Origin of the sequence: Microcoleus sp. LEGE 07076, assembly GCF_015207455.1 — a bacterium.
Lineage (GTDB): Bacteria > Cyanobacteriota > Cyanobacteriia > Cyanobacteriales > Microcoleaceae > Microcoleus.
Genome location: NZ_JADEWV010000010.1, coordinates 35,936 through 57,100, shown reverse-complemented (window position 1 = coordinate 57,100; position 21,165 = coordinate 35,936). Strand labels below are relative to the sequence as shown.

14 protein-coding genes and 3 pseudogenes are annotated in these 21,165 nt (G+C 43.0%); 11 read left to right on the top strand and 6 right to left on the bottom strand.

What is annotated here, in order from left to right; translation table 11 throughout:
* The first annotated feature begins 206 nt into the window (after positions 1–206).
* From IQ270_RS03110 to IQ270_RS03085, 6 genes are all read left to right on the top strand, one after another.
* Positions 207–1,859 (top strand): AarF/ABC1/UbiB kinase family protein, encoded by a 1,653-nt coding sequence (locus IQ270_RS03110; protein WP_228056035.1) that lies wholly within the window; start codon positions 207–209, stop codon positions 1,857–1,859.
* Between the two features lie 261 nt (positions 1,860–2,120).
* A complete protein-coding gene (gene uvsE / locus IQ270_RS03105; protein WP_193971802.1) occupies positions 2,121–3,065 on the top strand; it encodes a UV DNA damage repair endonuclease UvsE in 945 nt (314 codons plus the stop codon).
* 372 nt (positions 3,066–3,437) lie between these two features.
* The gene (locus IQ270_RS03100) at positions 3,438–4,124 is read left to right on the top strand and encodes an SOS response-associated peptidase (protein WP_193971801.1); all 687 of its coding nucleotides are present in this window, start codon (positions 3,438–3,440) and stop codon (positions 4,122–4,124) included.
* A gap of 126 nt (positions 4,125–4,250) precedes the next feature.
* Positions 4,251–4,637, top strand: a complete 387-nt coding sequence (locus tag IQ270_RS03095) for a VOC family protein (RefSeq protein ID WP_193971800.1) — start codon at positions 4,251–4,253, stop codon at positions 4,635–4,637.
* 133 nt (positions 4,638–4,770) lie between these two features.
* Positions 4,771–5,688 (top strand): helix-turn-helix domain-containing protein, encoded by a 918-nt coding sequence (locus tag IQ270_RS03090; RefSeq protein WP_193971799.1) that lies wholly within the window; start codon positions 4,771–4,773, stop codon positions 5,686–5,688.
* A gap of 232 nt (positions 5,689–5,920) precedes the next feature.
* Positions 5,921–6,715, top strand: coding sequence for a dienelactone hydrolase family protein (locus IQ270_RS03085; RefSeq protein WP_193971798.1), 795 nt, complete (start codon positions 5,921–5,923; stop codon positions 6,713–6,715).
* A gap of 142 nt (positions 6,716–6,857) precedes the next feature.
* Here IQ270_RS03085 and IQ270_RS03080 read toward each other — a convergent pair whose 3' ends face one another.
* Positions 6,858–7,475 carry a CP12 domain-containing protein gene (locus IQ270_RS03080; RefSeq protein ID WP_193971797.1) on the bottom strand — a complete coding sequence of 206 codons (618 nt, stop codon included), beginning with the start codon at positions 7,473–7,475 and terminating at the stop codon, positions 6,858–6,860.
* Positions 7,476–7,929: 454 nt separating this feature from the next.
* The gene (locus IQ270_RS03075; protein WP_006632503.1) at positions 7,930–8,148 is read right to left on the bottom strand and encodes a helix-turn-helix domain-containing protein; all 219 of its coding nucleotides are present in this window, start codon (positions 8,146–8,148) and stop codon (positions 7,930–7,932) included.
* 425 nt (positions 8,149–8,573) lie between these two features.
* On the opposite strand from IQ270_RS03075, the gene IQ270_RS03070 reads away from it, so the two are divergent.
* Positions 8,574–9,044 (top strand): hypothetical protein, encoded by a 471-nt coding sequence (locus IQ270_RS03070; RefSeq protein WP_193971796.1) that lies wholly within the window; start codon positions 8,574–8,576, stop codon positions 9,042–9,044.
* A 390-nt stretch (positions 9,045–9,434) separates the two neighbouring features.
* Positions 9,435–11,243, top strand: a complete 1,809-nt coding sequence (locus IQ270_RS03065) for a hypothetical protein (protein ID WP_193971795.1) — start codon at positions 9,435–9,437, stop codon at positions 11,241–11,243.
* Between the two features lie 127 nt (positions 11,244–11,370).
* On the opposite strand, the gene IQ270_RS03060 is transcribed toward IQ270_RS03065, so the two are convergent.
* The 4 genes and pseudogenes from IQ270_RS03060 to IQ270_RS30650 form a co-directional block, all read right to left on the bottom strand.
* Positions 11,371–12,759: a UDP-glucose/GDP-mannose dehydrogenase family protein gene (locus IQ270_RS03060; RefSeq protein ID WP_193971794.1), complete on the bottom strand. Its 1,389-nt coding sequence runs from the start codon at positions 12,757–12,759 to the stop codon at positions 11,371–11,373.
* Between the two features lie 148 nt (positions 12,760–12,907).
* Positions 12,908–13,528 (bottom strand): annotated as a pseudogene (locus IQ270_RS30660) (NAD-dependent epimerase/dehydratase family protein); the annotation flags it as partial.
* 21 nt (positions 13,529–13,549) lie between these two features.
* Positions 13,550–14,041, bottom strand: a pseudogene (locus IQ270_RS30655) (LAGLIDADG family homing endonuclease); the annotation flags it as partial.
* A gap of 366 nt (positions 14,042–14,407) precedes the next feature.
* A pseudogene (locus tag IQ270_RS30650) lies at positions 14,408–14,842 on the bottom strand (GDP-mannose 4,6-dehydratase); the annotation flags it as partial.
* 940 nt (positions 14,843–15,782) lie between these two features.
* Between IQ270_RS30650 and IQ270_RS03050 the strand changes: the two are divergent.
* The 3 genes from IQ270_RS03050 to IQ270_RS03040 all read left to right on the top strand — a co-directional run bounded on the left by IQ270_RS03050 (position 15,783) and on the right by IQ270_RS03040 (position 21,002).
* Entirely contained in the window at positions 15,783–16,589 is an 807-nt protein-coding gene (locus IQ270_RS03050; protein ID WP_193971792.1) for a DUF4058 family protein, read from the top strand.
* A 355-nt stretch (positions 16,590–16,944) separates the two neighbouring features.
* Positions 16,945–19,581: an ankyrin repeat domain-containing protein gene (locus tag IQ270_RS03045; protein ID WP_193971791.1), complete on the top strand. Its 2,637-nt coding sequence runs from the start codon at positions 16,945–16,947 to the stop codon at positions 19,579–19,581.
* Positions 19,582–19,610: 29 nt separating this feature from the next.
* Positions 19,611–21,002, top strand: coding sequence for a serine/threonine-protein kinase (locus tag IQ270_RS03040; RefSeq protein WP_193971790.1), 1,392 nt, complete (start codon positions 19,611–19,613; stop codon positions 21,000–21,002).
* The last annotated feature ends 163 nt before the right edge of the window (positions 21,003–21,165 follow it).

Here is a 21,165-nt window from a genome sequence, read left to right as displayed (position 1 = left end):
GTATATTAACATGAGGATTAATGCTACGGCCAAAAACCGATCGCCCTCCCCCACACCCCAAAGTGCAGCGCAGTTATCCCTCTTCAGAAATTGCGCCCCCGAACCACTATTCCCGCCAATTTATTCCTCAAGACAACGATCGGCTCGGTCAACAGCGCTATCCTAGTAGTTATATTGCTACCAAAGTCGATCGACCCGGAGGCCCCTTGTTCAGCCTAGTTCAAAACACTTCTCGCAAAGGAGAAATCCTAGAGGTCGTCTTCCGCAACGGTTGGGACTACATGAAAAGCCTCCTAACCGGCCGCAAAACCGACGCACCCAGTCTCCCAACTCCCGCTGTTCTCCGCAACATCCTGGTAGAATTAGGCCCAGTTTTTGTGAAATTGGGACAATTGCTGAGTACCCGTCCCGACCTTTTACCCGCCAGCTACATCGAAATCCTCTCCACGCTACAAGCGGAAGTTCCGCCCGTACCTTGGTCGGAAGTAGAATTTATTGTCCGCAAGGAACTCACACAATCTCTCGAAGATACCTTCGCTAAATTTAACACTCAGGCGATCGCCGCAGGGTCGATCGCCCAAACCCACAAAGCTACTTTAAAAGATGGCCGCGAAGTCGCCCTCAAAGTTCAGCGCCCCGGGATTGATATTATCATCGAACAAGACATCGCCGTGCTCCGAGGCTTGGCAGAACTTGTGATGCTCACCGAATTCGGTCAACAATACGATATTGTCGCCCTAGCTGAAGAATTTGCGATCGCCCTGCGTGCAGAACTAGACTTCATTCAAGAAGCCAGCTACACCGACGAACTGCGCCGCAATTTATCTAAAAGTAAATGGTTCGACCCAAAACAAGTTGTTTTACCAGAAATAAACTGGGAGTTGACAACCAAAAAACTCTTAGTAATGGAATGGCTGAACGGAGTGCCGATTTTGTTAGGCGACTTGCAAGGAATTGGTCATAAAGGAGATATAAATGCCGAACGCGAAGAAATTACAACGCTACTTTGCCGCGTTTTCTTCCAGCAGTTGTATATCGACGGATTCTTTCACGCAGACCCGCATCCCGGCAATTTATTTTATCTCAAAGACGGTCGAATAGCTTTGCTCGACTGCGGTATGGTCGGCAGATTAGACCCGCGAACCCAGCAAAATTTGACAGAAATGTTGCTAGCAATTGTCGATTTAGACGCTCAGCGATGCACTCAATTAACATTGGAAATGGCAGAATTTGCTCAACCTAAAAGTTTAGCTATTCTCGAAAACGATTTGGCTCGAATGCTGCGGAAGTATTACAATGTAAGCTTGTCGCAAATGAACCTCTCCGAAATATTTTATGAAGTGCTGGAAATCACCCGCAAAAATAAAATTAGGCTACCCAGCAATCTCGGTTTGTATGCAAAAACTCTAGCTAATTTAGAAGGACTGGCGCGCTCTTTCAATCCGAGATTTAATATTGTAGAGCAGGTGAAACCGCTGATGACCGATATGTTTCGCCGTCAGTTATTGGGAGATGACCCGGTGCAAGCTCTGCTGAGAACCGCTCTGGATCTAAAAAGCTTGTCTTTGCAATCTCCGCGACAGGTGGAAGTGCTTTTAGACCGGGTTACTTCGGAAACTTTGAAGTGGAATTTAACAGTAAAAGAACTCGATCCGCTGCGCCGTACTTTGGGTGATTCTGCGAACCGACTTTCTTTTAGTGTTGTCGTGGGTTCGCTGATTGTGGGTGCAGCAATTATTTCTTCTAACGCGCAAACTGCTCAACTATCTTTTTTGAGCAACGGTTTGTTTGCAGCGGCGAGTTTTTTAGGTTTGTGGTTAATTGTTAGCATTTTGCGATCGGGGCGTTTGCGGAGTTAAAAGGTTAGTAGTGGGGACTTCAGTTTCTTCAAATTAAGGACTTGCATTCCTGACTACAAACCTATGCTATCTTCAGGTTCGTAGTGGGGACTTCAGTTTCTCCAGATTCCAGAAAGAAGGACTTGCATTCCTGACTACGAACCTATGCTATCTTCAGGTTCGTAGTGGGGACTTCAGTTTCTCCAGATTCTAGAAAGAAGGACTTGCATTCCTGATTACGAACCTATGTTAAAATAAGATTCAAGCTAAATATTATTAGGAATGAGCAATATTAACCAAGTGTTATTAAGTCAAAAACAGCCAGAATTAGGATTAGTCTGCATTACAACATCCGATGCCGTTCGCTTTCGCACTGTCACGCGGAAGCGACTTTTACAGCTTGCGGAAACTGAACAAGAAAAAGTGTTGCGCGAGTTGTATGCAGATAACTTAAAACGGCTTGACAAAGCGATTGATTTCTGCTATGCAAATAAGATTAAATTGTATCGCATGACTTCTGCACTGTTCCCTTTTGCAGATACAGATTTGGGGGAAACAGTGCTGCACTCCATGACTGAGGAATTGCGGAGAGTGGGCGATCGCGCAATTTCCCTCAATATCCGTTTGGTACTCCACCCGGATCAATTTGTTGTCCTCAGTTCCGACAAGCCGGATGTTGTGAAAAACAGCATTAAAATTCTGGCGACTCATGCTTTAATTTTAGATATGTTGGGACAACCCCGATCGCCCTGGGCACTGATGAACATTCACGGCGGTAAGGGATCTCGCACTTCGCAACTGACATCAGTCATCCGCGACTTACCCGAATCTATTCGATCGCGCTTAACCTTTGAAAATGACGAATACGCTTACAGTTCCTCAGAACTTTTAGAAGTTTGTCTCGATACCGCAGTACCGATGGTTTTTGACGCGCACCACCACGTCATTCACGAACATTTAGAAAGTTACGACGATCCGAGTGTGGCCGAAATGCTCGCAGCAGCCCGCACTTCTTGGGCATTTCCCCAATGGCAATTAGTACATATATCCAACGGAAAAGAATTTTTTGCAGACCCGCGCCACAGCGACTTGATTGTAGATATGCCTGAGTGCTATTATCAAGCTCCTTGGATTGAAGTAGAAGCTAAATTCAAAGAATTAGCTATTGACAAGTTGCGGAAAGAATGGCTGGCTGCAAATGTTCGAGAATTTAGCAATGTCTCGTAGGGGATGGTTTAGTCTGACAGTCCGACAGGGGTTTTTAACCTTTGTTTCATAGCTAAAGTCCTCTTTTAGAGGACTAAAATAGATAAATATTGATGTGATATTGCTAGTCGGTTTTAACCGAGATATTGCACCATTCTCAATTAGCCTTTCATGGGCGGGCTTTCTGGCCCACCCCACAAGAAAATCCATTTTTTGTGGAACGGGCTTCTAGCCGATTGCTGACATTGGTGCAATATCTCAGTTTTAACCGAATGCAAGCTTTGAGGCGGGGGTTTAAAGCACTGCCGCACTGTCGGATCGCCCGACGAATGCCGGACTGCAAGAGTAGAGAAAAAAGCGCGTTAATACCAACTATAAATAATGTGAGCAATTATGTGCGGAAGATTCACTTTAAATACATCAGCTCAAATCATCGCCGAATTCTTCAAACTGTCAGAAGTTCCCGAAATTAAACCGCGATACAATATCGCCCCAACTCAATCAGTTGCGACAGTCACAGTCGATTCAAAAACAATTGAGCGGCAGTTTCAATTTATGCGCTGGGGATTGATTCCCAGTTGGGCAAAAGATCTGAAAATCGGCAGCCATACGATCAATGCGCGATCGGAAACAGTAGCCGAAAAACCTGCTTTTCGCAGCGCCATCAAGCACAGGCGATGTTTGATAGTTGCTGACGGTTTCTACGAATGGCTGCCGCAGGGCAAGAAAAAACAGCCTTACTATTTTACAATGGCAAACGGCGCACCTTTTGCTTTTGCCGGTTTGTGGGAAAATTGGGAATCTCCAGAAGCAGAAAAGATTGTATCTTGCAGTATAATTACTACCACTCCTAACGAAACTGTGCAGCCCGTGCACGATCGAATGCCGGTGATTCTCCCTGAGGAGGTTTGGGAAGAGTGGCTTGACCCCTCAATTAAAAATGCTCAGCAAGTTTTGCCGCTGTTAAAGCCCTATACTTCAGCAGCAATGAAAGCAAATGCGGTAAGTGCGATCGTCAATAGTCCGACTAAAGACACTCCGGAGTGCATTCAAGCAATGCCTTTATCGCTCGGCGGTTAGAAACCGCGTCTACACACACGAAGTCCGCCTCCGCGGACTAAGAAGTCGAGGAGCATTACAGTTTAACTCAGTTGTTATTTGCTCAAATACTTTTTTTCATCTCAACATCAGGGAAAGGACAAAAACATGATCGGATACGTTACACTCGGCACTAACGATCTTGAAAGTGCAGCAAAGTTTTATGATGCTTTGCTTGCGGAAATTGGCGCTCGACGATTCATGGAATTCGACGGATTTATCGCGTGGAGCGTTTCTCCAGAGCTACCAGCACTTGCTGTTACAAAACCATTTGATGGTAACAAAGCAACTGTTGGTAATGGAGTAATGGTAGCTCTTCAAGTTGACAGCCCAGAAAAAGTCAATTTAGTTTATAACAAGGCGATCGAACTTGGCGCTAAAGATGAAGGAGCCGCGGGACCCAGAGGCGTGTTACCGGGGTTTTATGCCGGATATTTCCGGGATCTTGATGGAAATAAGTTGAACGTGTTTTGTATGATTCAACCAAACAGCTAAGATAGAAAATCGCTATCGCACTGGTGCGTCGCCATCTACAATCTGCAACTTCCATCCCATATCTGAGGGCGACGCACCCTACAGAATTGACAGTCACGAAAATCAAAGACTTCTCAATCTATTTAAGCGAAAGATGAGAACATCAGAAGCAGAGGTAAAACTGATTGATTTCAGCCAAGAAAAGGCAACAGATTTTTTGTTACCTCAGCCCGCTGTTCTGACAAGTTCGGGATGGGATAATATCTATTACGAACATCATCAACAGCCTCAGTTTGACACGCCCGAACATCAAGGTTCGTGGCACGTGATTGCTCATTGTCCTGCTGTTGAGGTATCGGGAGAGCGATCGGGAGAACGGTGGTTGGATGGTAGGCTAAAAACAGAACCCCGGAATCAGGGAGACATTGCGGTGATTCCGGCGGGTATTTCCCAGCGCTGCAATTGGAATACTTTGGCTCAGTTTACCATTTTGGCGATCGCCCCTGCACTCCTAGAACAAGTGGGTCAAGATTTGGTAAATTGCGATCGCATTGAACTCATCCCTCATTACATGAATAAGCAAGATATCCTGATTCAAGGGATATTTGGCGCTTTAAGACAAGAATTAGAATTTGGTCAAATCGGCGGTTATTTGCTGGTTGATAGTCTCAAAACCGCATTGGCGATTCACCTGTTGCGAAATTATTGCACCACACAACCTCGGCTTTCTAGCTATGCGGATGGATTATCTAAATCCAAGCTAAAACAGATAACGGAGTATATCAACGAACATCTTCATCAAGAGGTAAAGCTAATTGAACTTGCTGCGATCGCCCAAATCAGTCCTTATCACTTTTTACGTCTGTTCAAGCAAAGCACGGGCATAACACCCCACCAGTACATCTTACAATGCCGCATCCAGAAAGCAAAGTATCTCTTGCACGAGAGTGAACTTAGCATCGCAGATATTGCTTTCCGAGTCGGATTTTGCGATCAAAGTCACTTGACTCGATGTTTCAAGCGCCTGCTGGGGATGACACCGAAACAATTCCAATCAGGGCGATCGCAATAATTTAATAAAAGAGCGCAATTTTTTTCTAGAATTCAGAGTCGCTAATTTTCTAAGCTATAACCCAATACGGTTCAGATCAGACCGATCTCCCTGGCACCCCCCTTAAAAAAAGTAAGGATAAGAACTTACTCAAAGTCCCCCTTTTTTAGGGGGATGCGAGGGGGATCTCCGGGGAATTAACTGTGTTAACCCAACCGTATTGAAACTGAAAGATCAAAGCTGGAAAAAGCAAATGAAAAATCGCGAAATTAATACCACAAGAATCAAAATTATTAACCACAACTTACAAATCGATGCTTACTTAGCCCAACCAGTAGAAAAGGGAACTTTTGCCGCGGTTATTGTGTTTCACGAAATCTTTGGTGTTAATGAAAATATTCGGGATATTACCGAATTGATAGCACAACAAGGATACATAGCAATTGCACCTGCGATGTATCAACGTATTGCTCCCGGTTTTGAATTTGGGTTTAGCGAACCAGATATTGGTTATAGTCCAGAAGCTTACCAATTGGGGTTGCAATACTATCAACAAGTAAAATATTGGGAAATATTCAGCGATATTCAAGCAACCATTGCCTATCTAAACACATTACCCAACGTTAAACCTGATTCTATTGGCTGCATTGGTTTTTGCTTTGGTGGTCACATTACTTATATGGCTGCAACTTTACCCGATATCAAAGCAACTGCTTCGTTTTATGGTGGGGGGATTGCAACTTCTAGCTATGGAGAAGATACTCCAACTATCGAGCGCACATCGGCAATTAAAGGCACTATTTATCTATTTTATGGCACGAATGATACAATAGTTTCACAGGAGGAAACCCGAAAAATTGAGGTAGAATTACAGAAACATCAAATCAGTCATCGTGTATTTCGATACGACGCAGGACATGGATTCTTTGGTGCATTTTTCGTAGATAAGTACCCGTTTTTAGCACAGCATCCTAATATAAATAGAGAAGCTGCTGCTGATGCGTGGCAACAGGTTATCGAACTTTTTCAAAATAAACTTAAAGATTAAGGGCGATCGCATTAGTCTTTGAAGGCAGAAGGCCGAATTAAAAATTCTGCCTTCTGCCAACTCTCAACTGTCAGGGTGCATCCCAATTTTGGAGGGATATATTTGCAAAAATGGGATGAGCCAAACTGCCAACTCTCAACTGTTAACTGTCGTACATCCGCGCTTCAGCCGCCTCGGGATTTTCATCGCAATACTCCTCAAAAGCCGTTTTCTCAAGCTTCATCGATCGCTGGTGAGAAGCCTCAGCCTGCATTTCCTCTACAATGTCCCACGCTACGGCGCACTCAGCAGAAGTAGCGCCTTTCTGGGAACAGACATTTCTGGCATCGGCGATCGCCGCTTCAATTTCTTCCTCAAATACCAAACTCTTCGGCTTATCAACAAAATCGCTTTTTGTCAAGATATCCGTTACCGAAATAATGCCGAGCAGCTTGTCCTTAATCACCGGAGCTCGGCGGATGCGGGTATTGGCGAACAACCTCGCCACATATTCCACGCCCAAGTCAGGGTTCACCGTGATGCACGGTTTGGTCATAATCTCGAAAACGCGGACTTTTTGCGGGTCTACTCCGTAGGCTGTTACTTTGTAAACAATATCCGTTTCAGTCACAATCCCGTAGGCGTCTTGTTCGTGGCGGCGTTCCACAATTAGGGCGCGCAGACAGAGTTCGTTCATCATCGCCACTGCTTCAGCTACCGTTGCCGAACCACGAATGGTAACAACTTCTGTTGTCATAATATCTTGGGCTTTCATCATCATTTTTTAGCAACTCCCGGTTGTAGAGTTTAGTGCTTCCCGATTTTTGACCGGAAACTTGATTTGCCACAATCATAAAACTTCAGGCTTGAGGCAACTGTTACGATAAATCAAGGATGGCGGCCCAAGGAAGAAGCCACAAGAGAAATGGAAGTCGGAAGAAGGAAGATTTTTCCAAATTTCCCACTCTCCCACTCTCTGGCACATCTTCCCCGCTTACCGGTAAGCTATTTGTTTGAAGACGATACATGACAAATTCTTGAGGTGCTTATTTTTGAGGATTCAGGTTTTTCCCCCAGCCCGGTGTTTCGTTTGAGTACCTCGATTTTCCCCTGATTTAGTTGATTTTGTACTACCCTGTGGCCAAAAAATCTACACTTGTCAGCAGGGTAAACGCATCTTAAATTTAATCCAAAACATGGTACAATCTGATATTTAATTTAGGAAAAATGCTCGGCTACTTTTCTAGGATTACCACAAAATCTTCAATCATCACATCAAAAGTGCGAGCCAACTTGTGCACTGCTGCAAAGTCAACCATCGCCATGCCTTGAGAGCGGGCATAATTGCTAATCGTACTGTACCCCACGCCCGATCGCTCGGCAACCTCCTTGAGCGTCCATCCCTTCTCGGCCGCCAACTCTCGAACCCGCAACCTGACTAAGCCTTTGCTCATATTTACTATTTACAAAATTTTGGATTTAGTATAATATATCAAAAAGCGATCGCCCCCGGTCTGCAAACTAAAGACGATCGCCAGTTAAAATTAATCCCGACAGATAAATTTCTGTCGATCGTACCTAGCAGATAGATTTACCTACCACCAGGATATGCAACTACATTGACATCCTCTCAGCGCTCTTTGGGACTGAGATTCCTAAGACTCACAACTTAGGTTTCTGCTTCATAGCAACTGCCTCTGCACCCGAAGCGCTTTTCGGTCTTATGTTCGCTCCACAGACTTGAGGTCTTACCTTTCCGCAAGCCCTGCGGTATGACTTGATCCTAGCACACAAAAAGACTAAAAGGAATTTATTCTCTCGCTCGTTTACCTTTCAGGTCTAAAGACCCGTTTCGTTTCCCACTTACCGTATTATTTTGATGATATCAGAAAATCAGTTAAGATCGTCAGCGATCGGCGCATCAAAAATTATTCACAAATCGTCGATCGTCAATCCGCGATCGAGATTTGTCACCGAAGAAACAGTAGCACTCCTGTTCAACATCACACCAGACCAAATTTACCGGATCGAATGCTGTCACAACATGGTGTACGTGCACGCCAAAGGCCTCAGCAGATTCGTCAGCTACGCCGATTTCCCCCCAATCTTAGAAGTAAAACAGCCCTGCGATCGAGATTTTCTCGGATGGTACAAACGCTGGAAACGCACGCAAGCACCAGAATTTTGGACTAAATTCTATACGTACAACTTCAAAACCGCTGTTTCAGTTGACAGCTTGCTGGAGTGGGGTAAATTAGTCGCTACAGTTAAATCGGTAATTTCTGCCTCAGCGCTGCAACAGCTACGAGATGTTTACGCTCAAGAAAAAACCTTGATGGAAAAATTTTAAACAGTTAGTTTTCAAGCGTAAGGTTCGCACGGAGCACCTTACGCCCAGGAGTGCGATCTACTGCTTTGTATCATTGTAGACGTTGGCGATCGACAATAAACAAGATTTATTTATAATCACTGGTTAAAAAAAGGAGATTGTGAGCGATCGCTTTGATCCGGGTGAATTGGCGGGGGATGATTTGATGGAATGAGGGAAGGCGTTAGGTGTTATTTTTTGTAAATTTTGAGTGATTGACAGCGGTAGCTGTAGTGATTGAAAGCGATTAAGTTAAAATAATAAGTATTTGGATTAATCTTCAGTTAAAAAAGTTGGGATTTTGACTCCGGGCGATCGCGGAATGCGGAGAAATGGTGGTGTAGCAGCTAGAAGTATAAATCAGCATTGACCATGAGCAACGACGATTTGCAAGTCCGGGTGCAACATTTTGCAGCGCTTAAATCCAAGTATCAAGCAACTAATTATGAAGATTTATCACCCTCTAGTCTTCTCTATCTCATTCTGCGAAAAGCTGATTTAGAATTTGAAATTACTGACTTCGAGTGGAATTGGTTACAAGAGCAAGAGCTTTTGGAAACAATAGAAGCTATCGAGTATGAACCCCAACGTAGAGCAGAAGAACTCCGAAAACTCGATACAGAATTTTCTCAACTCAAGTCTAAGTTCAAAGTCACCAAGCGTCACGATTTGCGACTATCTAGTCCTTTGTATCCTATCCTTTGGAAACTTGACTCTGAACATCAATTAATCCCGTCTGAAGTTAATTATCTCAAAGAGCAAGGACTAACTCAGACGCTAGCGATTGCTCAAGAGATGGCACGGTTTGCAGCGCTCAAAGATAAATACAAAGCGACTAGATATCAAGATACTTTTCCTGAGAATCCGCTGTATAAAATTCTCAATAAACTGGAAGCAGGAGAGCCTTTAAGCGATGCTGATTCTAACTGGATTCTAACTAAAGAATTGCTAGAAACGCTTGATATTTATTGGCAACAAGAGGCTGTGAAAGAAGCTGAATTTTCCCATCTTAAGGCTAAATATCAAGTCAGTAGTAATCAAGGAGGTACATTTGCCTCTAGCCTTCTATATCCTATTCTGCAAAAAATTGAGTCAGAAGAATTGCTGAATGAATATGAAATCAACTGGCTAGTACAGGAGAAACGATTTGAGATTGTTACTCTCAATCAGCAAAGATCGGAAAAGCGGGAATTTGCCATATTGAAAGTTAAGTACAACGCCAATCAGCATGAAGATTCATCTATTTCTAGTCCTCTTTACAAAGTTCTCCAAAAGCTTGAAGAATCTAATCCGTTAGAGGAGGAAGAAGTTTGCTGGCTGCAAGAACAAAGGCTGACTGATACTTTGACAATTGCTAATGAAAAGTATGCTACCTTCCTCAAGGAAAAAATAAAATCAGGAGAAGATGTGAATGAGTCAGAGGTTAAATGGATAAAACTTAACGATCGTAAAGATATCCTTGCTTTGTTAGAACAAAAACACTTTGCAAAACTCAAGGCTAAGTATCAGTTTGTAGACCTAAGAAGTGAAATACCGCGCGAAACTATTTACGAGATTATGCTGCAATTAGAGGAAGGAACAAGACTCGATCGCTTGATGGTTGCTCAACTAATAGTTAACGATCAGCTATCCCCTAATGGAAAAATTGCTAAAGCTCACCACACGCTTGAAGCAACTTTCTACGAACAGGAATACAAGCGTACTGGCAATAAATGGAACTTGGTCAGCGCTAGCAGTGATTGGCGCAAGGCAAAAAATCCCCAAAAAGCATCGGAACTGACAAATAATTTTAATTTCAACAAAATACCAGGAGATGAACTCAAATCAGCACTGTTAACGACTAGAGGTACAGCCTTCCGAGATGTTGAAAATTTTAGTGAGGCAGAAAAGTGTGCAAAACAAGCTATTGACTATTGCCCTCACGGTTATGAACCTTACCTTCTCATGGCAACAATTTCTAAGAGGCAAGAGAAATACGAGGACTATGTATTTTGGGAAAACGAGGCAATCAAACGCGGGGCTGAACTGGGAGATGAGGATTACGAACTCAAACGAATGGTCAAAAATATCAAGGATGAGGTCAAGCTTCAAGAAGTTGTAGAGTATTTGCTGAAAGAAGATCCGCATCAGTATGCTTGGGCTAACTCTTATCTAAAGCAGCCAAAAGACAAAGCTAAGTGATATCAATTCCGGTTGCACTCAGACATGATACGGAGGAAACGGCATTGCCGTTTCCCTACCCCGATTAATTGTAGGGAAACGGCATTACCGTTTCCTGACTTTGGTGGGTAATATTAATTCTCTCCCTTTACCTTCCAATCCCCACATATTGGAAACCAGCCGTTTCTAAAGCCTTCTTGTCTAAGAAATTGCGGCCGTCAATCATCACCGGATGGTTCATCAACTTGGCCATTTTTTGATAATCTAAATTGCGAAACTGTTCCCAATCAGTCACCAACACCAAAGCATCGCAACCGTCGGCCAATCTTTCGGGATCGGTTTCTACCAAAACTCCCGACAAACCGTGACGCATCCCAGTTTGAGAAACAATCGGATCGTAAGCTTTAACTTTCGCTCCTAATCGGTTCAAATTTTCGATTAAATTCAGCGAAGGAGCATCCCGCAAATCGTCAGTATCCGGCTTAAAAGTCAAACCCAAAAGTCCGACTGTTTTACCTTTAAGAATCTTCAAAACTTGCTGCAATTTTTCAATAGCAATCAACCGCTGGCGTTCGTTAACTTCCACCGCTGCTCTGAGCAAATGCGCCTCGTAGCCGTAATCCTCAGCAGTGTGAACTAAAGCTGAAACATCTTTGGGAAAACAAGAGCCGCCCCAACCGATACCCGCTTGCAAAAACTTGCTGCCAATTCGCGAATCTAAACCGATACCTTTGGCTACTTGGGTAACATCTGCACCGACGCGATCGCAAATATTAGCTACTTCATTAATAAAGCTAATCTTCGTAGCCAAAAAAGCATTAGCTGCGTACTTAATCATCTCCGCCGAACTGATATCAGTCGTCACCACAGGCACCTCTGGTAAAGACGAATTTTCGGCAAATTTGCGATCGACAATTGGCTTGTAAAGCTGCACCATCATATCCATAGCCCGCCCGGAATTGCTGCCGAGAACAATGCGATCGGGATTAAACGTATCGTGAACAGCGCAGCCCTCCCGCAAAAACTCTGGATTGCTAACCACATCAAATTGCACGCCTGTGTTTGCCGCCACTTCCTCGCCCGTAGACGCATCATTGGTTTGAGCTTTTTGACGTTCCGCCAAACCATCGAGGACAATCCTCCGCACCCAGTCCCCAGAACCGATCGGTACTGTAGATTTATTGACAATGACTTTGTAATCGCCGTCGAGGTGAGCGCCGATGCCGCGCGCCACCGCTTCCACGTAGCGAGTATCGCTTTCCCCGCTAGGCAAAGGAGGGGTTCCCACCGCAATAAACAAAATGTCTCCGTGAGCCACTCCTGCTGCTAAATCCGAAGTAAATTCTAGATTGCCCGACGCAGATGCAGAGTGCATTAATTCAGACAGTCCGGGTTCAAAAATTGGCGACTGTCCAGACTTCATTAATTTAACTTTTTCTTCGTTGTTGTCTACGCAAATTACCTGGTGCCCGATATGGGCTAAACAAGTGCCGGTGACTAAACCGACGTATCCTGTACCGATGACACATACACGCATAGAAATATCCTCAAAGTAAATAAGTTAGATGGGAATTGGGAATTGGGAATTGGGGATTGGGAATTGGGGATTGGGAATTGGGAATATTTTTTTCATCCCCTACTCTCCCAATCTCCCACTTCTCCCAATCTCCCCTTCTCTTGAGTCTCTACTTTTTGTTTCCCTCAATGCGATCGCGAAAATCCTTGATCGTCAACTCCAAACCTCGATCCAGCGGCACAGTTGGCTCCCACCCCAACCAAGTTTTAGCACGAGTAATATCCGGCTGTCGCTGTTTCGGGTCATCTTGCGGCAGAGGTTTAAAAATAATTTCTGCCCCAGGATTAATCATGTTTTGAATTTTCTGTGCCAATTCTAAGATAGTGTATTCGCCGGGATTTCCCAAATTCATCGGCCCGATTTGGTCGCTGTTCATCAAGCGAATAAAACCCTCAACTAAATCAGAAACGTAGCAGAAACTCCGCGTTTGCGAACCGTCGCCGTATACTGTCAGCGGTTCGTTTCGCAAAGCTTGAGCAATAAAATTGCTGACAACTCTGCCATCATTTTCCAACATCCGGGGACCGTAGGTATTGAAGATTCGCACAACTCGAATGTCTACCCCATTTTGACGGTGGTAATCAAAAGATAAGGTTTCAGCTACTCGTTTGCCTTCGTCGTAACAATTGCCACAAAAAGCAGCCCGGCCGTTCCGGCGGACGCAGATAACGTGATTGCGAACATTGACGCAGTAAACATTGCCAGCATAGCGAACTGGTTCGGGATTCACCAGATTTGCATCTTTTGCAGGCCGAATATTAACTCGATAAAGGTCGCGACCAACTGCATGATTTACCACTGTTGCGGCATAGCCACAGCGCATTGCCAACTCTTGTACGTCGTCAGCTAATTGTTTTGACTTAGTGTAATAAGCGTAGGCATTTCCTCTTTCAGAGCCATCTCCCAAAATCAAAGCTTTGAACAAAATTAATGACTGTCGCTGAGAAAGATTCAGATATTCTCGCGGTATGTATTTGTCGCCAGACTTGCCCAGTGGCAGCAGAATTTCTGCTAACTGTTTGCTACAAATCCGAAATTGGTGGTCGTCCGAGTCGAAAAACTTAAAGGGAGTGCGCTTTAGACACTCTGCTATAGCTGTCCGTCCTTCTGGATTTTGTTGAGCAATCAATATGTTGTAATCAGCAACATCATAATTGGAGCCATTAACTACTCGCGCTCGTCTACGGACATGGACGCAACCTTCAGAAATGTAGTAACCCAGGAATTCTAGCCAATCATCCATCCGCACCCGTTCGAGGTTTACTTTAGAATTGCGCGGGGGTTCTCCTAATTCAAACCATTCTTTTTCTGATCCTAAAAACTCTGCTCCTGTGATCGCTCTTTGATGATGCCAATATAAATCTGTATCGGCTCGAATAAACTTCAATTTTCCTGTTCTGTTTTTGACATACATCGAGTGATTGGGAGTCACGCAAAAATCAAATTTAGTGTTGGCAAACCGGAGCAAGTTACCCACATAGGGTTGTACGATTAACTCATCGGGAACGTGATATTCAATCTGATTCTCTGGATTGAGGGTTGCTACGGGGACTCCAGGCTGTAATTTGGGAAAAGGTATCCAGCCGTTTTCTGTCAAAATTTCAGTATTTTGGTCGTAACAACTGCGAATTCCGATACAATTAACGTTGCCGCGGTACTCTTCTGTTTGGGGATGTACGTCAGGATCTCCGTACACTTCGGAAGTAGAAGCGAGAAAAAATCGGGCTTTCACCCGTTTTGCCAATCCCAACATATTCATCGTGCCGATGACATTTGTTTTAATTGTCTTGACAGGGTTGTACTGATAGTGTATTGGCGAAGCAGGACAGGCCAGATGGTAAATCTGATCGACTTCTAACCGAATCGGTTCGGTGATGTCGTGGCGGATCAGCTCAAAATACGGGTTGTCCAGCCATTTGAGGATATTGCGTTTAGTCCCGGTGTAAAAGTTATCGAGGCATACTACCTCGTGTCCTTGGGCCATTAAGCGATCGATTAGGTGGGAACCGAGGAAACCCGCACCGCCTGTGACTAAAATTCTCATGGGGGAAACTGCCGTTCTGTTTAGGGGGTAGGACTGTGGTACAAAAATTTAGCCGATCGAATGAAACTTAAGTAATACAATAACAAAATTGCGATCGACAATGTAAAGGCTTCTGCGTTACATTCATAAAATCTTTAATTAACTTAGCATTTTCAAATATACTGAACAAACCGGCATCCTACCTACATCTGGGCTAGCAATTTTTATTTTAACTTCGATATTTACGAAAAAATACTGTTGACAATAATTCAATTATGAGTTAATGCCGCTCTGGGGGGTGACAAATACAGCTAAGCTAGAAACTTTGTCCTCGCCGATTCTCGGCCTGAGACTTTTTTGACAAAAGTGACACTTATTACAAATTAATTTCATTAACTATGCCACAGGTTCAGCATATTTTTCAAGATAATTAACCCACTGTTGGCTATCATTGCCTCTTTCGAATGTACTGCGTCTGCGATATGTTCTTTGGGATTCCTTAATGCAAAAAATCTTTTGTAAATACTTCTTTTTGACTGTAGTACGTTCAATAATGTCACGACTAAAGGCAATTGTGATGAAGAGAATCATTTTAGTCGATCGGTCTTCTGTTAACCTTGTCCCCTCACTCATTACAGCCTGCTGTTTGGCAATCGCGGAACATTTTCCCAATTGGGATCAGTTGCTTACAGGCTGCGATCGCGAACGGTAAAGTCTCTAAGTTAGTTAGGATAAACCGCGCTTCGTGAACTGTCCATCCTTGACAATTTCTTTTCCATTTGCAGCCAATATCAAATCTGCGATCGGCTTAGTCTTTCTAACTTTTATACCTTGAAATTATATAAATGTTCCGGGGGTGATATTTAACTCATCTAACCGCAGCCAAATTATATTTTCGGTTTCGATACATCGAACCCAGTGCTAAAATGATTTTAAACTCAATACATCGGAAAGCTGTCCTATGCCCTCACCCTTTCCCGGAATGGACCCCTACTTAGAACACCCCGATTTTTGGCAGGAAACTCACAATCGATTAATTGTCGCGATCGCTGATAGCATCATGCCTCAAATTCGCCCTAAATATGAAATTGCGATCGACAAACGCATCTATGAAATTACCGATACCGACAGTAAAAGTAACGGCGACTCGCTTTTAGTTGGTATCCCCGATGTGGCGATTAAACGTCAATCTAATAGCCCCGATGTTCCCACCCGTTCAGTTGCTACTGTAACTATCGCACTTCCTACGACCGTCAAAGTGCCTATTCCTGAAAAAATTAAACAAACTTACCTAGAAGTGCGAGAAATGGCAACTAAACAAGTTGTCACGGCAATTGAAATTATTTCTCCGGTCAACAAACGCAGTGGAGAAGGCAGAATTACTTATCTCAAAAAACGCCAGAGTATTTTAGGTAGCTTAACAAATTTAGTGGAAATCGACTTGTTGCGAAGCTGGGAACCGATGCCTGTACTCAACAGTTCCATTCAAAGCGATTATCGGGTTTTAGTCAGTCGTAGCGATTGCCGTCCTTTTGCCGAACTTTATGGTTTTAATCTCCGGGATTCTCTACCTGTATTTCCGCTGCCATTGCGCGAAGAAGATATAGAACCTATTGTTAATTTACCGGAATTGTTCGCAGGTATTTACGATCGCGCCGGCTATGATTATCGGAGCGATTACGATCGAGAACCGGTACCATCCCTGTCAGAAGAAAATCGGGTTTGGGCACAGGAATTTTTACAAGAAACAGGATTGCGAGATAATTAATTCTATTTTATATCGTTTCCGGTTGCATCGGCACGATCTAACCGCAGAGGGCGCAAAGGACACAGAGAGAGAATAGAGAGATGAATACAGGTGTCCACTGTCCACTGCTATATCTGTCAACCGTAAATTTTCGTTAACGGTGATATGACACTCCAAAATTCTGGGTAAGCTATCCATAGAAATACGGTAATTAAAATTTAAGCAAATATACATAGTCAGTCATTGACTTTTCGATTGACTTGTGTTTGAAATTTACTCAAACGCTCAGTTAACATTGCATAAATTTCTCAAAATTTGGGTTGTAAAAACCCAAATACAAAATGTTTGTTGGTACTCATCAACCCAGGAGCAGGCTATGGATATTATTCAACAAATTCCCCAGAAGTCAGTCAAACACTATCAGATTAAAAATCTCCTCGGAGAAGGTGGTAGTAGCACAACTTATGAAGCCATTGACCTCAAAACAAACCAGCGAGTCGCACTCAAAGCTTTGTCTTTACAGAAGATGAATGACTGGAAAGTCCTGGAACTATTTGAACGAGAAGCCAATGTTTTATCAAAATTGAATCATCCGGGAATTCCGCGTTATTTGGATTATTTTTATGTCGATACTCCCGATAACCGTTGTTTTTATATAGTACAAGAACTGGCCCAAGGGCAATCTCTAGCAAGTTTAGTCGAAAATGGCTGGCACGCTTCTGAATCCGAAATTAAACGCATTGCAACACAAATTTTGGAGATTTTGGTTTATCTCCATTCACAGACACCACCTGTTATCCACCGGGATATTAAACCAGAAAATATTGTTTTTAAATCCCCCATCAATTCCCACAAACAAAAAGATTGGGAAGTCTGCTTGGTAGATTTTGGAGCAGTGCAAAACACTTATAACAATACTTTAATGCGAGGAAGTACCGTAGTTGGAACCTATGGTTATATGGCTCCAGAACAATTTCTTGGACAAGCCGTACCTGCAACAGATTTATATGGTTTAGGAGCGACGTTGTTGTATTTACTAACCCACCGTTCCCCCGCCGAATTACCAACAAATATACTACAGAGAGATTTTCGCTCTCAAATTCCGATTTCTTCAGCATTTGCCGATTGGTTAGAAAAAACGATCGCACCAGATTTAGAAAACCGCTTTCAATCGGCAAAAGAAGCGCTTGAATCGCTTCGCAATCCTCTAAAAGTTAGCGTTAAATCCAATCGATCGACGCAATTAAAAAAACGCCTTAAAATAGGAACTGCTGCTGTGGCTACTGTTGCTACTGTTGCTGTTTTAAATCACTTTAAATATCCCATCCTCAGCCGGATTGGATTTACCCCCGATGCAGTTTTCAAGGCTGTTGAACAGGGAGATACTAAAACTATTAGGCATTATCTGGATCTCGGTATTGGTGCTAATACCAGGGTAAATAACCAGAATTTACTACACTTGGCTGGCTCAAAAGAGATGGCAGAATTGTTAATTGCCAAGGGTGCAGATATCAAAGCTAAGGATGGACTTGGCTTTACCCCGTTACACTTTGCTGCTGGATACGATCGCATAGAAGTGGCACAGACGCTAATTGCTAAAGGTGCAGATATTAACGCCCAGAGTGAAATTATTTTGGATATGTGGACTCCTTTCTGGAGTTATAAATCGGTAATGTCTTTACCTTTATATGCCGATCGTAGGGGTACAACTCCTCTGTTCTTTGCGCGATCGCCTGAAATGGCCAAGTTTCTGATTGCTAAAGGCGCAAACGTCAATGTCAAAAACAAAAATGGCTCGACTCCTCTACATATAACGAAATCAAAGGCGATCGCAAAGATACTACTCGCTGCGGGCGAAAAAATTAACATCAAAGAAGAAAATGCCCGAAATGGCAAGCGTACAACTTTATTACATAATGCAGCCAAAATAGGCTTTAAGGAGTTGGTACAACAGCTAATTAACAACGGCGCAAATGTTGTTATCAGGGATAGACAAAAAAGAACTCCACTGCACTATGCAACAACAAAAGAAGTTGCTGCTTTGCTAATGCAGGATATCAACGCTAAGGACGAATCTGGAAATACTCCGTTACACCTAGCTGTTCAAGAAGATCGCCCAGAAATCGTCTCTTTTTTAATTGCTAATGGTGCGAAACTCAATATTGAAAATAAAAGTGGAGATACTCCGTTACACCTAGCTGTTCAACATAATCCCTATAATCCCTCAGATATTCCACGTAATCGCCCAGAAATCGTCTATTCTTTAATTAAAAATGGCGCGAAAGTCAATGTTAAAAATAATAATGGGCAGACTCCTCTACATATTGCTGTGTTCAATAAGCGGTTTCCTAGGTTAGATAATATGCAGAATATCATCGAACGACTGCTAGAGTATGGTGCAGAAATTAATATCCAGGATAATAACAAAACAACTCCATTGGATATCGCCGTAGACTCGACAGATCGGGATGCAGTAGCGTTGCTGATTAGTAAACACCCAGATGTTAATAGCGAATACAAATATGGCAGAACCTTACTGCATATCGCTGTCGATTTCAAACTTAAGGATGCAGCCAAACAACTCATTGCCAAAGGTGCATTCGTGAATGCCAAAAATAACTTGCTTCAAACTCCCCTGCATCTTGCCACTACTCGAGGATCTCTAGATATCGTTGAACTACTAATTGCTAAAGGTGCAATGGTTAACGTTAGAAATGTGAAGGGTCAAACTCCTTTGTATCGAGCGATCGCACTCGGACACAATGATATTGCTGCACTGCTAATTAACAAGGGTACAGATGTTAATAATATAGATGTATCTGGCACAACTCCACTCCACCAATCCGCACATTATGGCACTCTAGAAATCTTAAAGTTGCTGATTGCTAAAGGTGCAAAGATTGACGCTAAAAACTCCTATGGCGATACGCCGCTAAAGATAGCAGTAACCGACTTGAATCCCAACCGACAAGCAGTAGCCGAAATACTTAGATCTCACGGCGCAACAGACTAATTATCCAAAATAAACTCAGGCATAAAAATATGGAAACACTACAACGATCGGAAAAAATCATTGCTGAAAAATATCGCATAATCGGCAAATTAGGAGAGGGTGGAGTTGGGATTACCTATGCTGCTGTAGATTTAAACAGCAATCGAAAAGTTGCACTCAAAGCTTTATCGCTGCGTCTGACAACTGAATGGAAGAAAGTCGAGTTATTTGAACGAGAAGCAAAAACTTTATCGGGATTGAATCATCCGGGAATTCCTCGCTACATTGACTACTTTCAAGTTGATACTTCCCAAGATCGTTGTTTTTATATCGCCCAACAACTCGCACCGGGAAAATCTCTCGCACAGTTGATAGAAAATGGCTGGAAACCAAATGAAGCGCAAGTTCGTCATATCGCCTGTCAATTGCTAGAAATTCTAGTTTATTTGCAATCGCTGTTACCTGCTACTATCCACCGAGATATTAAACCTCAAAATATTATTCTGCAAAAAAATGGGCGAGTCTTCTTAGTTGATTTTGGCGCAGTTCAAAATACTTACCATCATACCGTTACTGGAGGCAGTACCGTTGTCGGAACCTACGGTTACATGGCACCTGAACAATTCAGAGGAAAAGCTGTATTGTCAACAGATTTGTATGGATTAGGCACAACACTGCTTTTCTTGTTAACCCAGAAATTTCCATCTGATTTACCCAGACAAAAGCAGAAGATAAAATTCCGCGATCGCGTCTCTATTTCTCCAGAGTTTGCCGACTGGTTAGATCAGATAATTGAACCCGCAATTGAAGATCGATTTCACTCTGCAAAAGATGCTTTATCAGCGCTGCGAGGGGAACAGCCAAGCGGGATTAATTCCGAAAAAATGTTTAAGCGATCGCCCCAATCCCGAATTACTTTAATTGACGCTAAACGGTGGTTATTCATCAATATATATCCCGATCGTTTCCCTAGCAAACTCAAAGGTTTTTTTCAGTTCATTCATCTGACTTGTAAACTTTTACTTCCCTTGTATTTGATTCTGGCATTTTTTAGTTTATATTTATTCCTAATGCACATATTCGGAGAGTCAGACCGGACATTTAGCTTGTTTGAATACACTGTAGCCGACTGGCTAGCTAAATTGTTTCAGCTATTTGTATTTATATCAGTCAAAGCTGTAATAATATTTATCGTATTTTATGCTCTGATGTACTTGTGTTGGATTTCTGGTTGTCTATTCACCAGACAGATTCAAATCAGTCTTCAAGATATCCAGCGGGTAAAGTTGAGCAAAATTCATCTGCCATTGCTCAAAAAATCGATGACTTTTTGCCGGATTCGCGCCAAGTCGCGTAACTATTGTTTTGGCTTATTTTTGCCGCAAGCTGAGAAAGAATGGTTGGTAGGGGAATTGAATAATTGTTTAAGTAAACTCAAGTAAATAATTTAGCACTTATGCGTGGGGTTCAGAAACCGGGTTTTTTCCTAAATACTTCGTTGTTAGCCGCAGACTTGGTAAAAAACCCGGTTTCTTTGTCGGAGTGCGTGGCCCCGAAACCGAGTTTTTTCCGAGATACTTCGTTATTACCCAGAGATTTGATAAA